Origin of the sequence: Enterococcus timonensis, from assembly GCF_900104595.1 — a bacterium.
GTDB lineage: Bacteria > Bacillota > Bacilli > Lactobacillales > Enterococcaceae > Enterococcus_J > Enterococcus_J timonensis.
In genome coordinates this window covers 281,284-293,962 of record NZ_FNVY01000003.1, presented here as the reverse complement: position 1 = coordinate 293,962, position 12,679 = coordinate 281,284, and the positions used below count along the sequence as shown (strand labels likewise).

11 protein-coding genes are annotated in these 12,679 nt (G+C 38.3%); 1 reads left to right on the top strand and 10 read right to left on the bottom strand.

All coding sequences use genetic code 11. The features are described from left to right. Positions 1-6 precede the first annotated feature (6 nt). The 6 genes from comGD to BQ5341_RS03195 all read right to left on the bottom strand — a co-directional run bounded on the left by comGD (position 7) and on the right by BQ5341_RS03195 (position 4,355). The gene (comGD, locus tag BQ5341_RS03220) at positions 7-513 is read right to left on the bottom strand and encodes a competence type IV pilus minor pilin ComGD (RefSeq protein ID WP_071130605.1); all 507 of its coding nucleotides are present in this window, start codon (positions 511-513) and stop codon (positions 7-9) included. Next, positions 513-800, bottom strand: a complete 288-nt coding sequence (gene comGC, locus BQ5341_RS03215) for a competence type IV pilus major pilin ComGC (RefSeq protein ID WP_071130604.1) — start codon at positions 798-800, stop codon at positions 513-515. Before comGC ends, comGD begins: the two co-directional genes overlap by 1 nt. Then, the gene (gene comGB / locus BQ5341_RS03210) at positions 801-1,835 is read right to left on the bottom strand and encodes a competence type IV pilus assembly protein ComGB (protein WP_083378576.1); all 1,035 of its coding nucleotides are present in this window, start codon (positions 1,833-1,835) and stop codon (positions 801-803) included. Beyond that, positions 1,792-2,763, bottom strand: a complete 972-nt coding sequence (gene comGA / locus BQ5341_RS03205) for a competence type IV pilus ATPase ComGA (protein WP_071130603.1) — start codon at positions 2,761-2,763, stop codon at positions 1,792-1,794. The genes comGB and comGA overlap by 44 nt, the downstream gene beginning before the upstream one ends. Positions 2,764-3,095: 332 nt before the next feature. Further along, on the bottom strand, positions 3,096-3,818 hold the full coding sequence (locus BQ5341_RS03200) for a YebC/PmpR family DNA-binding transcriptional regulator (protein WP_071130602.1): 723 nt from the start codon (positions 3,816-3,818) through the stop codon (positions 3,096-3,098). Between the two features lie 36 nt (positions 3,819-3,854). Continuing rightward, positions 3,855-4,355 carry a VanZ family protein gene (locus BQ5341_RS03195; RefSeq protein WP_071130601.1) on the bottom strand — a complete coding sequence of 167 codons (501 nt, stop codon included), beginning with the start codon at positions 4,353-4,355 and terminating at the stop codon, positions 3,855-3,857. A gap of 105 nt (positions 4,356-4,460) precedes the next feature. On the opposite strand from BQ5341_RS03195, the gene BQ5341_RS03190 reads away from it, so the two are divergent. Then, positions 4,461-6,245, top strand: coding sequence for a M3 family oligoendopeptidase (locus BQ5341_RS03190; protein WP_071130600.1), 1,785 nt, complete (start codon positions 4,461-4,463; stop codon positions 6,243-6,245). Positions 6,246-6,300: 55 nt separating this feature from the next. Here the strand turns inward: BQ5341_RS03190 and BQ5341_RS03185 are convergent, their stop codons facing one another. From BQ5341_RS03185 to BQ5341_RS03170, 4 genes are all read right to left on the bottom strand, one after another. Beyond that, complete coding sequence (locus BQ5341_RS03185) at positions 6,301-8,058, bottom strand: DNA-binding protein (RefSeq protein WP_071130599.1); 1,758 nt, start codon at positions 8,056-8,058, stop codon at positions 6,301-6,303. A 126-nt stretch (positions 8,059-8,184) separates the two neighbouring features. Then, positions 8,185-8,982, bottom strand: a complete 798-nt coding sequence (locus BQ5341_RS03180; protein ID WP_071130598.1) for an alpha/beta hydrolase — start codon at positions 8,980-8,982, stop codon at positions 8,185-8,187. 2 nt (positions 8,983-8,984) lie between these two features. After that, on the bottom strand, positions 8,985-10,448 hold the full coding sequence (locus tag BQ5341_RS03175; protein ID WP_071130597.1) for an alpha-L-fucosidase: 1,464 nt from the start codon (positions 10,446-10,448) through the stop codon (positions 8,985-8,987). 9 nt (positions 10,449-10,457) lie between these two features. Further along, positions 10,458-12,677 carry an alpha-galactosidase gene (locus tag BQ5341_RS03170; protein WP_071130596.1) on the bottom strand — a complete coding sequence of 740 codons (2,220 nt, stop codon included), beginning with the start codon at positions 12,675-12,677 and terminating at the stop codon, positions 10,458-10,460. Between the last annotated feature and the right edge of the window lie 2 nt (positions 12,678-12,679).

The following is a 12,679-nucleotide window of genomic DNA, read 5'->3' as shown; positions in this document are numbered from 1 at the left end:
CCTCCTTTAAATTTTCACTTCTCTTTTAGTGTAACGACCGTTACTCATTTGAATTTGATAGGTGATTTCTAGTCGTAACGTTTCGCAGCGCCAAATATAGCTTTTCAACGATCCGTTACGTCCAGAAATACCTTGAAAAAAAATAGTCTTCGGCACTGATTGACTAATAATTGTTTCTGGAACTTCTAGAACAAATTGATTTTTCCAAACGCCGGTCGTCTGATTAGCAAAAGATAAGGAACGTCGATCTTGACTGGCGTTAATTTGCGCTTGTCGACCGGTAATCATCGCCATTTTTTGCGTATACAAATAATGGGTCTCAAAAGTCTTTATAAATTGTTCTTCCGCTAGACGATTTCTAGCGCGTGTAAAGTTAACGTTTCCTACTAAAAGCAATACGCTAACTGCTACTAAAACAATTAAACTTTCAAGTAAAGTAAAGCCGGATAATTTTTTTTTGAACTTTCCACAGAATATTTTTTTAGTGTTTTGTATTAGTGTATATTTTCCCATTATGGTTCATCAACAGTACCAGTGGCAGCTCTGTATCTCTCATACTGTTCTTGAGTTAAATAGTCACCCACAAGGTCTTCTGGGGAAGGATCTCTATCAGGATAATCCAAACGATATAGTTCCAGCTGTGTTTCCACTACTTTAACGATTGACTCATCGCCTGTATCATTAATCCTTTCCCGTTGGCTCGACAAATTCGGGATGAATAGTAAAAGTAACACGCCGATAATTAGTAAAACTACTAGCATTTCCATTAAGGTAAAAGCTTTTAATTTTCTTTTTTTCATTTAAAACCCCTCCAAACCATTGCCATACATTGGCAGTAACAAGGCTGCGTATAAGAAGACAATCATTAGGGCCACACTTAAAAAAACGATTGGCTGAATCCATTTTAGACTGCCTTCAATTTTTTCGACTAATCGTTGCCACAAATAGCGGCTAAAATATAGTAACTCATCGCCTAATTTACCTTTCATTTCTCCTGTTTGGATCATCATCACTAATTCTGGTTGGAAAAATTTTTCGCTAGCTAAAGTGGTAATTAATTCTTCGCCATTAGTGGCAGCAAGTTGTCCTTTTAAAGCTAGTTCTTGCATTAAGGGGTGCAGATCTTGTTGGGCCATTAACTCATAAATTTGGCGCAAATCAATCCCGAATTTAAATAATTTTCCAAATTCCCGACTGAAAAGGGCCGTAATATATATTTGATAAAGTTGGCCGGCAAAAGGTAAGCGGGCTAAAAAGTTCGTCCGAACAATCGCCGTTTTTTTCTGTAAAATAAATTTTCCAATTAAAAAAACTAAAGCCAGTCCGGCTACAACAGCTAGCACAATATTTGGTAATTGTTCCACCACTTGTAGCAATGGTGAATCTAAATCGCCTGAGGACATTAATTGCGGCAGCAAGAAAAATTTCAGCACGAGTAAAATCACTACTAAAAATCCTACCAGTAAAAGTGGATAGGCCAATACTTTTTTCAGTGCTTGGCTTTGTTTTTGTTGTAAAGCTAAAGTTTCTGCCATGACGCTTAAGGTTTCCGCTAAGTCGCCGTGAATTTCAGCCAGTTGCAGCTGTAATAATAAATTTTGCGAAAAATCCACCGCTTGAAAAGCCACCGGCACACTGGCACCTTGTCCAAGCTCTGCTAATATTTTTTCGCCAAAATAACCAAACTCATGGGGTAGTTTGCTGAAAAATTGCATGATTTCTTGTAATGAAAAACCATTTTCCAACATTTGGGCAATCATTTGACAAACTTTTTGGCGAAATAATGTCGTTTTAATCTTTTTCTTGTAAATACGTGTCTGCATTAATGAAGCCATACGCCCACGCCTTTCTTAATTGTTGCGACCATTTTTGCGCCGGATGCACCGATACTAGACAAGCATCATGTATTTTTTGGCAATCGAGATTTTTTGTATTTCCACACACCGGACAAATAATTTCCACCATCCGCTGAAACGTCACCGACTGCATGACACTTTCCACTTGGGCTTTCTTTAGTCCCAACTCTTCCAATCGTGTATACGTTTCTGCTAAATTTTTTGCGTGTAATGTGGCAAATACCACGTGACCTGTCAAAGCTGCTCGCAAAACCATCATCGCCGTTTCTCCATCACGAATTTCTCCGATGATTAAACAATCGGGGCGATGCCTAAGACAAACTTTAATCAACGCTTCATAGGTCAAACCAATTTGCGCATTAGTTTGTAGTTGTAAAAAACTTTGCTCCTCAATTTCTACTGGATCTTCAATAGTAATCACTTGTTGAAAATGCGGATGATTTTTGGCAAGACGATACATTAAAGTTGTTTTTCCTGAACCAGTTGGTCCCACAAAAAGATGTAGTCCGCGCTTTTTAGTTTGGCTCTCTAAATAATTTTGCGGGTACAACAAATAACGATTGGTAATTGACTCATCCTCTTGAAAAAATCGCAGCACTAAACTTTCCGCCCCTAAATAATCCCCCACGCTAGACAAGCGTAAACGAATTTGCAAATCATTCATTTGACTCGTAAAAGCACCCAGTTGTGGCTTGCGCTTTTCCGCAATATCCATATTGGCTAAAAATTTAAAATGGCGGACCAGTTGGCGACCATCTTCTTCTGGCAGCGTTTCGTGGAGCCAACGCCTATTTTGTCTGCGGAAAAAAATCTCAAATGATTTTTTTCGTGGCAAAAGATAAACGTCAGAAACTTTTTCTTGCCAGCTGCTGTGCAATAACTTTTGGGCAAACCCACTCACATCCATCCTCTGCCCCCCTTGTAAAAAAATACGCAAAAAAAATCTTACCGGAAAAATTTCCAGTAAGATTTTTTTGGTATGAGTTTTTACGACATCCTTATTTGACGGTGTCTTTGGGCTATCCTCTAGGAAAATAGATAAAATGCCTTCAGCCCGCAAGCGTGCTTATGCCATTTTTCTAATTTTCTACGAGGCTAATCAATCCCAAAGACATCCTTTTTTTTGACGGTGTCTTTTCGGTAACGACTAGGAGAAAAGATAAAATTTTTCAAAATCCAAAAACGGGATTTTTTAAATTTTCCTATTTCTCTACGTCGTTAACCACCGTAAAGACATCCTTATTCTGCTGAGGTATAGACTTCTGAGATATCATCGTCGTCTTCTAATTTTTCAATTAGACGTTCTAATTGTTCTTGTTTGTCCTCAGGAACTGCTACTGTATTTTGTGGCACCATCGTAAGTTCGGCGTTGGCCAAAGTATAGCCGTCTTCTTCTAATTTATCGCGAACGGCTGTGAAGTCGCCTGGTTCGGTGTAAATTTCAAAAACTTCTGGTGTGGTTTGTAAATCTTCCGCGCCGGCTTCTAAAACTTCTTCAAACATGTCGTCTTCGGATTTATCCAAACCTTCACGTTCAATAGCGATATAACCTTTACGATCGAACATGTAACTTACGGATCCAGTTGCTCCTAGTGCGCCGCCGTTTCTTGAAAAAGCCACGTGGACGTTAGTCGATGTCCGATTGCGATTATCAGTTAAGGCGTGGACTAAAATCGCCACCCCGTTTGGTCCGTATCCTTCGTAAACTACTTCATCATAATTTTCTGTGTTGGCTGCTGAACTGGCTTTTTTAATCGCCCGATCAACATTATCATTGGGCATATTTTGCGCTTTGGCTTTATCTACTACAAGTCGTAATGCTGGATTCGTGGCCAAATCGGGTCCGCCGGCTTTAGCCGCCATATAAATTTCCCGCGATAATTTTTGGAAAATTTTCCCTCGCTTAGCATCTTGTGCATTTTTACGTCCTTGAATATTATTCCATTTTGAATGTCCTGACATTTTTACTCCTCCTTAAAATAATCTAACTATAGTGTACTACTTTTTGCGCCGGAAAAAAAATCGAAAGAGCGCTACAATGAAAACGCCTGTCAATGCGCCAACTGCGTCTAAGGCAACATCTTGAAATAGCGGCGTTCGACCGCCCGTGAGCATTTGATGAAACTCGTCTAACCCGGCGTAACCGGCAGCGGCCAGCCACGATAATAGTCCGGTAAAAAAATAAATTTTCGACCTGGGAATAAATCCGAGAAAAAAACTAGCGCCTAAAATAAAATAGGTTCCGAAATGGGCTAATTTACGAATAAAAAATTCGATAAAAGAAAAGTATCCTTGGCTAGCGATGGAAACTTCCGAACCGGCGTAATCAAAAGAGATTTTTGACAAACTTTCTTTAAAAGGTTGACTGTGCAAGAGTTTTTCTAATAAGCCGATTTGCGATTGTTGCTGATAAGTTTGCGAGCTAGAGTAAAACAAAATCGCCATCATAACGATTGCTAACCCTAAATAAAAATTACCACTTCTTAAATGTTTTTTCATATCTACCTCACTTTCCTTCATTTATCCTATCGATATCCTACCGAAATTTCGCTTAATACACAAGACTTTGCTATACTAATTAAAAAAAAGAAAAGGTGTGATGAAATGACTTACAGTGGAAATTGGGATTTAACAACTATTTTTACAGGAGGAGCCGATTCTCCAACCCTCCAAGAAAAATTAGCCACTTTGAAAAAACAAATTACAGATTTTAAAACGTTAGTCGACAATTACGATCAAGAAAATCAGCCAGAAGAACTTTCGAAAATTTTAGATTTACAAGAAACAATTGATAATGGTTTAAGCCAAGCAAGTAGTTTTATTACGGCTTTAAATTCTGACAATATTTATGATGAAAAAGCTAAGGCGCTCCAAGGGCAGCTGATGACTTTGATTCCGTTACTTTCCGTACCTGATACTTTACTTGGAAAAAAACTCGCCGCCATGAATGATGCCGCTTGGGGAAAATTAATGGCTGAAGATTCATTTGCGCCGGTAGCTTTTGCTTTAAATGAAAAACGCCGAGACGGAAATCGTTTATTATCAGAAGACGAAGAAAATTTACTTAGTCATTTAACGATTGACGGTCTAAATGCTTGGAGTGAGCACTACGACACGTTAGTTTCCACAATTGAAATTCCTTTTGACGGCGAAAAATTATCAGCCGGTCAAGCGTTCAATCGGATGATGTCAGATCCTGATGAAAAGGTTCGAGCAACTCTTTTTGCTAGCTGGGAAAAAATCTGGGGGGAAAAAGAAAGTTTATTTGCCGATACGTTGAATCACTTGGACGGATTTCGTTTAACTGATTACCAATTTCATGACCGGAAACATTTTTTAGATGCTGCTTTGGAGGGCAATCGCCTGCAAGGAGAAACTTTAAAAACAATGTGGCAAGTGATTTCTGACAACAAGCGGCCTTTTGTCGACTTTTTAAATCGCAAAGCTCAATTATTAGGAAAAGAAAAAATCGACTGGTTCGACCAAGATGCGCCAATTATTTTAGGCGATTTAAGTGAAAAACGCTATTCATTTGATGAAGGTGCTGCGTTTATTTTAGAGAATTTCCGTAAATTTTCTCCAAAAATGGCCGACTTTGCTCAAGTCGCTTTTGAAAAAAGTTGGATTGAAGCTGAAGATCGCCCTGGCAAACGGCCCGGCGGTTATTGCACGAGTTTGCCTGAAACCCATGAGTCGCGGATTTTTATGACATACGGTGGTTCCATTAATGAAGTGGCCACTTTGGCTCATGAATTAGGCCACGCCTTTCACTCTAGTGTCATGTGGGATTTGCCAAGTTTGAACCGTAATTATGCCATGAATGTCGCGGAAACGGCTTCGACTTTTGCTGAATTAATTGTTGGCGATGCCGCTTTAAAAACGGCTGCAACTGACGAAGAAAAAATCAATTTACTAGATACTAAAATGCAAAATGCCATCGCCATGTTTATGAATATTCACGCCCGTTTTATTTTTGAAAATAATTTTTATGCCGCGCGCCAAAAAGGCCTCGTTCCGGCTTCTCAAATTACAAAAATGATGACCGATGCCCAAGAAGAAGCTTACGCGGGTGCATTAAAATCTAACCATCCGCATTTCTGGTGTTCGAAATTACATTTTTATATTGATGATGTTGCTTTTTATAATTTCCCCTACACTTTTGGTTACTTGTTCTCACAAGGGATTTACAGTTTAGCAAATGAAAAAGGCGCCGGCTTTGAAGATGATTACATTGCGTTGTTACAAGACACGGCCGCCATGACGACAGAAGATTTAGTTCAAAAACATCTCGGCGTTGATTTAAGCCAACCAGATTTTTGGCAAGCTGGCATTGATCAAGTGAAAAAAGATGTCGCTGAATTTATGTGTTTATCAGAAAAATTCATTTAAATAAAAAAACGTTTCTCGGAAAACCCGAGAAACGTTTTTTTATTTTTAAAACAATTTATTCAGCGGGACTTTCCATATTATCAAGTCCTTCAATCGTTAACTGTTGGACCGTAGTAATTTTTTGATTTTGGCTAAGGTTCGCCTGGAAACTTACCTGATCGCCAACTTGTAAAAATAGCGCCATGGGATTATTCGTGACATTGATCGTGTAAATCATTTGATCATTTTCCAAAATAAAGCTAGCCGTGGTAGTTTTACTATCACTCAAAACTTGCACCCGCAAAACCGTGCCCGTAATATCCGTTAAGTCAGCCGTCTCGGTATTTTCATTGTTGCTGCCGCTTGTGGCCAACTCCACCCGATAACTATCTAGCGTCGCCTGGGCGGTGTCGCCGTCAATCACCATATCATTATTAACCGCGTTCACGTAGACATATTTTTTGAAAATCCCTTTACTATCTAAAAGAGAAATAATCCAAGTCGGCACGCCGTCAATATTATATAAAATCGGCATCTCGGCTTCCCATTTTTTCTCAGGATAAATTTTTTCTGCAATAGAAATGGCGCCATCTGAATCCATCAAACCAACACCTTCGTCCCGATAGTAAGTCAATTCACCAGTCCGGGCGTTCATCAGAGAATATCCTAGTGCTGAATCTTGATTATCATCTTCTGAAGTAAAATCGGTGAAATATAATAATTCGCCGGCTTTAGAAAGGAGTGGCGTAATTCGGCCAGATGCGTATACGCCATTTTCTGTGGGGAATTTAACATTTTTCTTGGAACCAAAAAGCGATTGATTCCACCAACCTTCACTGTAACGACCAAAATACGTATTCATACTATCGGCCGCTGAGCTAGTAATTGGCGCTGAAATAAATTCTGGCGCATCTTTGGCGTCGTATAATTTCACTTCACCGGTTTGCGCATTTAAGACAGCCGTTTTAAATTCATCATAATGCATTTTGCCGGACACACCGTATTCTTTATACAATGTTTGGACGTAAAACGGATTGCCCTCGTCATCGATTTCTAAATTAATCGTGCCGGTGGAAGCAAAGTTCGGAAATGCCGCATAAATTTTCCGCCCAGCATCTTGGCTAAAGTAAGCATTAGGAGAATATTTGATTGGTTTTTTAATAAATTCTGGCTGGGCGTTTACGTCGGTTGCCGAAATCATAAAATAACCTGGCACTTCTTTTAATTTTAACCATTTGAAAAATCCATTGAACTCAACCGTAGCCACGTACACATATTTCCCATCGATTAATTGGGCGGTGATGCCGTCAAGTGAGAACATATTAGAATTTTCAATGACTGAAAATTGTTGAAGCATTTTGCGTTTCGCCGTGTCTGGCGCAATGGCGATTGGCGTTTCATCCGTCGAGGCCAAGACTTCACTTTTTTCAGAAGTTTTTAAAGGAATCGTGCTATATACTTCATCAACACTAGTAAAACTCATAATAAAGCTTACCAAAAGCAATCCCAAAAACGCCACCACCGTTGCGCCCAACATCAGAGCCGGTACATTGCGAGTAATACTTTTTTCCTGACGGTTAGCCGTTGCTTGCCAAATCAACAATAACAAGCCGGCATTAATCATCGCACCAATTAAATTTGTCTGTAATAAGCCTGACAAAGTTTTATCCGGTAAAATAAAATAACAAACAATAGCTAAAACCAGTAATTCAATCACCGTTAAAATCACAACATCTTTTTTATTTTTCCCTTTGAAAAAAATAAATCCAATAACACTAGTGACTATTATCCCAATTCCAAATAAAAACGTCAGCTGCAAAAAATCTAAAAACATTTTCTCTCCTCCTTTAATACTACCCATTCTATCATAGTTACTAGCAAAAAAATATCCGCCTGAAGATGGAGCGTCGGCGGATATTTTTTTAAAGAAGTGAATTGGAATAACTAGTTTCCTGTAGTTTTAAAGATTATTTTCCACCCAACGAGCAAAAAGTTCCGGCCAAATTGAAACTTCGTCCACTAATCCGTATCCGCCGTTAATTTGTGTTTCTTGACTAGCTAGGCTCAATCCATGACCTCCGCGAGGAAAAAGATGTAATTCGTAAGGAACTTTCACCTTTTGCAACGCCTGAGCAAAAAGCAAAGAATTTTCTGGCGGTACAAGATCATCTTCTATCGTATGCCAAATAAAACTTTTCGGTGTGCTTGAAGTAACAAAATCTTCTAAAGAAAATTGATTTTCCGCTGATTCTAAAGACTTTCCGGAAACATTCTCGATTGATTCTCGGTGGGCAAATTCATGCGCTGTGATAACAGGATAAGCTAGTAATAAACCATCTGGCCGCATTAATTTAGCCTCACCCATATCCGCTAATATTTTTTCTTGCCAAAAAACGCCAAGGCTTGCTGCCAAGTGTCCCCCCGCGGAAAAACCTGCAACGACGATTTTTTGAGAATCAATATGCCACGCTGAACCTTTTTCTCGCAAAAACATGACAGCCTCTGCCAACTGGCGCAAGGATGTCGGAAAAATTTCTGGCTTGATGCTATACTGTAAAACCGCGGTTTGAAAACCTAGACTCAACATTTTTATTGCCACCGGCTCGGCTTCCCGGTCAGAAAGATACGCATAACCACCACCAGGACAAATGATAATCAGTGGTCGAATCCGCTGATTATCAATTTCGGCTGAGTTATCTAATCCGTAAAAAGTGAGTTGCCCGCTAGATTTTGGTAAAGTAATTTTTTTATATATCATTTTTATTTCACCTTAATTTTAAATGTAATTGGTAAATCTTGGGTAATTTTTTTTGTTTCAATATGAAGACCATCCTCCTGATTATCCCAGCGCAAAATTTCTACTTGCGAATCTAAGGAAACAACTTCTTCAATAATACCGTGAAAAGTAGCGCTATTTGGATTTTGCATAACGCGCAGATTCTTTAAAATAAAATGATTTTCTAAAAATGGAGCCATTACAAAAGCAAAAATACACTCTTCAGCGACCGTATAGCGAATATCTCCAACGACATATTCTCCTTGACCTTCTGAAAATTTTCCCTCAAGAATTTCGGTAGGTCCTTCTCCTGCTTTCCGCCAGCATTTGCTGTGATAAATCCCACTACCATTTATTTTTAGCCACTCACCAATTGTTTTCATAATTTGTAAATCTTCAGTAGCGAAACTCCCATCGGCTTTAGGTCCCACATTCAATAATAAGTTGCCATTCTTACTAACAGCTTCAATTAAAGTTTGAATAATTTCTTTAGGCGTTTTGTACTGTAAATTCGTTGTGTAAGACCAAGAATTATGAGCGATTGCCGTATCAGTTTGCCAATAGAAAGGTTGGGCATCTTTAAATTTTCCCCGTTCTATTTCTACAATACCGCAGCCAAACATCAAAGCATCATGCTTGTAACAAATGGCTACCTTTTTTCCCCAAGATAATCCACGATTATAGTAAAAGGCTGTTAAAATTTGTAGGTATTCTTTAAAAGCATCATGCTGAATCCACCAGTCAAAATATAAAATTTCTGGTTGATAGTTTTCAATTATTTCTACCGTACGCTGTAGCCAATCGTCCAAATATTCTTGGGTAGGATAGGGATGACTAAATAAATCTTGATTATCCGGTTCTGTTTGAGCAGGCCAGTAAAAATCTCCTTTTTTTAGCGGCTCGTGAACATCGCTAGGAAATTCTTTGCCATGGCCCATAAAAAACCAATGTTCCGCTCGATGTGAAGAAGTACAAAAATGTAAATCTAACTTTTGAAAAGCTGTTTTTAGTTCACCTAAAATATCTTTTTTTGGCCCCATTTTAAAACTATTAAAATCTGAAAGCTCACTTTGATACATTTGAAATCCATCATGATGTTCGGCTACCGGAAAAACATATTCAGCTCCAGTTTCTTTAAACAGCTTCCCCCATGCGTCAGCGTTAAATTTTTCTGCTGTAAATAAAGGAATAAAATCTTGATAGCCAAACTCATCTTGCATTCCAAACGTTTGGCGATGATGAAGATATTCTGGAGAATCTTTGATATACATATTTCTTGAGTACCATTCGTTGTTAAAGGCTGGCACACTGTACAAGCCCCAATGAACAAAAATACCGAATTTTGCTTGTTGAAACCAGATTGGCATTTGAAATTGTTGCAAACTCGACCAATTTGGTTGAAAAGGACCTGCTTGCGCAATTTTTTTTATTTCATTAATTGAAAGCATTTTGTTCTCCTATTCAGGTTGCATTTGTTGAAGATGAAAAATACGACTGGAAAAATCATGTTGTTGTTGGCGCGTCCAATATTCTTTCGTTCGATCGGTATAATTTTCGTTCAAAATTAGTCCGATGTTTTCTAAACTACTACTTGTGCGCAATTTTTCGCCATTTACTTGATAGGATGTATCCTTAGCCAACCCAGTTAATTTTAAGCGGACATAGGGTTGATTAGGTTGGGCTAATATTTGATAGAATCCTACAAGCGCTTCTTGCTTATTTTTAGAGACTACTAACCAAGCAACTTGGTTAGTTTCGCAAGCTAATTGGTAGAAATCTCCCGTTTGGATCAACGAAGAATATTTATGATAGGTTTGAATTTGTTGGGCAATTTCTTGTTTTTCTGCAGCGTTTAATTGATTCAAATCCAATTCATAGCCAAATGTTGAAAATAAAGCTACGTCCCCGCGCATTTTTAAAGTAGTCGTTCGGCCTACTTGATGATTAGGAACTGCCGAAATATGACCGCCAATCGTTGACAGAGGATAAACCATTGAAGCGCCACTTTGAATTTTCAACCGTTCAACAGCATCCGTATCATCGCTAGCCCAAGTCTGCGGTGCATAATATAAAAGACCCGGATCAAACCGTCCCCCACCACCAGCGCAAGATTCAATAAGTAAATCAGGAAATTTTGTCAAAATTTTTTCGTAAAGATTATACACACCTAAAATATACCGGTGAAACACTTCGCCTTGTTGTTCTTTTGACAAAAACGAGGAGTAAGCTTCTGAGATATAACGATTCATATCCCATTTCACATATTCAATTTCAACCGTTGATAAAATTGCAGCCATTTGTTGAAAAATAGTTTCCACAACTTCAGGATTACTAAAATCTAAAACATATTGGTTACGGCCGTGAGAAATATTTTTTTGACTTTGTCCTAGACGATACTCAGGATTTTTTTGAAAAAGCGGTGTATCACTAGAAATCATTTCCGGTTCGAACCATAATCCGAACTTCAAACCGACCTGATGAATTTTTTCCGAGAGATTAGGCAATCCATTGGGGATTTTTTTTTCATCAACTTGCCAGTTTCCTAAACTAGTCTCATCATTATTGCGTCCTTTAAACCATCCGTCGTCTAAAACTAACATTTCTATCCCGCATTCTTTAGCGGATTGTGCTAGTCGAAGAATTTTTTCTTCCGTAAAATCAAAGTAGGTTGCTTCCCAATTATTCACTAGAATTGGTCGCTCCTTCTTTACCCATTTTTGATTGATGAGATGATTGCGAAATAAATCATGGAAGTTTTGACTCATGCCATTTAAACCTTTTTTTGTAAAAGTCAAAACAGCTTCCGGACTATGAAAACTTGTCCCTGGAGCTAACTGCCATTGAAATTGAAAAGGATTTATTCCAATTTGACAGCGAGATACATGGTATGTATCTACTTCAACTTGAGCCGAAAAATTCCCACTATAAATTAAACTAAATCCATATACTTCTCCTAATAGTTCAGTCGTATTTGGACGACACAAAGCCATAAACGGATTGTGAATATGACTGGAAGCACCTCTTGTAGAAGAAATTTCTTGCCTTCCAGTAAAAAGTTGTTTCCTTTCAATGTGTGTTTCTCGAGCCCAGGCTCCTGTTAAATGAACAAGCTCATAATCATTATCCGGTAAATCAAACGAAGCACTAGCTAGCTGTTCTATTTGAAAAGTTTCACTGCCGTTATTTTTAATCTGTGCCGAGCGAATAATACTTGCACTATCAGTAAAAATAGTATAAAAAAGTTCCAATACTAGCTTTGAGTATTGATCTTGCAATTGGACAATCAGCGTTTCACAATTTTCTTTTTTTCCAAATGTTTGTGGAAGACCAGAAATTTTTTCTTTACCTGCTATAATGCGATGACTTTGATAACGAAAATGACTAATTGTGTCACCAGCAGGATATTTAACGGAAATCGCCGGATAACGAAAATCAGTAGTGCCATAGACTGGAAATTCCTGTTTAATATGTTCCAACGACGACGTATAATCCCCTGTCAGTAGATTATTTCCCGTACGTAATTCTCGCTCAACTAAATACAAATAACTTTTCTCTGAAGCAATAGCTGCTCCAAAATATAAATGTTCTAAGATTCCGGTTTTTTCCATTACTCGAAATATATAACTGACCTTACTATTTTTTATGTGAAACTCTAACGCTTGATTCACTTCAATCATAA

Coding starts and splice junctions, on each gene's coding strand:
- BQ5341_RS03190 (WP_071130600.1), top strand. CDS start 4,461: ATGACTTACAGTGGAAATTGGGATTTAACAACTATTTTTACAGGAGGA.
- BQ5341_RS03185 (WP_071130599.1), bottom strand. CDS start 8,058: ATGTTTTTAGATTTTTTGCAGCTGACGTTTTTATTTGGAATTGGGATA.
- BQ5341_RS03170 (WP_071130596.1), bottom strand. CDS start 12,677: ATGATTGAAGTGAATCAAGCGTTAGAGTTTCACATAAAAAATAGTAAG.
- BQ5341_RS03180 (WP_071130598.1), bottom strand. CDS start 8,982: ATGATATATAAAAAAATTACTTTACCAAAATCTAGCGGGCAACTCACT.
- BQ5341_RS03175 (WP_071130597.1), bottom strand. CDS start 10,448: ATGCTTTCAATTAATGAAATAAAAAAAATTGCGCAAGCAGGTCCTTTT.
- comGA (WP_071130603.1), bottom strand. CDS start 2,763: ATGGATGTGAGTGGGTTTGCCCAAAAGTTATTGCACAGCAGCTGGCAA.
- comGB (WP_083378576.1), bottom strand. CDS start 1,835: ATGGCTTCATTAATGCAGACACGTATTTACAAGAAAAAGATTAAAACG.
- BQ5341_RS03195 (WP_071130601.1), bottom strand. CDS start 4,355: ATGAAAAAACATTTAAGAAGTGGTAATTTTTATTTAGGGTTAGCAATC.
- comGC (WP_071130604.1), bottom strand. CDS start 800: ATGAAAAAAAGAAAATTAAAAGCTTTTACCTTAATGGAAATGCTAGTA.
- comGD (WP_071130605.1), bottom strand. CDS start 513: ATGGGAAAATATACACTAATACAAAACACTAAAAAAATATTCTGTGGA.
- BQ5341_RS03200 (WP_071130602.1), bottom strand. CDS start 3,818: ATGTCAGGACATTCAAAATGGAATAATATTCAAGGACGTAAAAATGCA.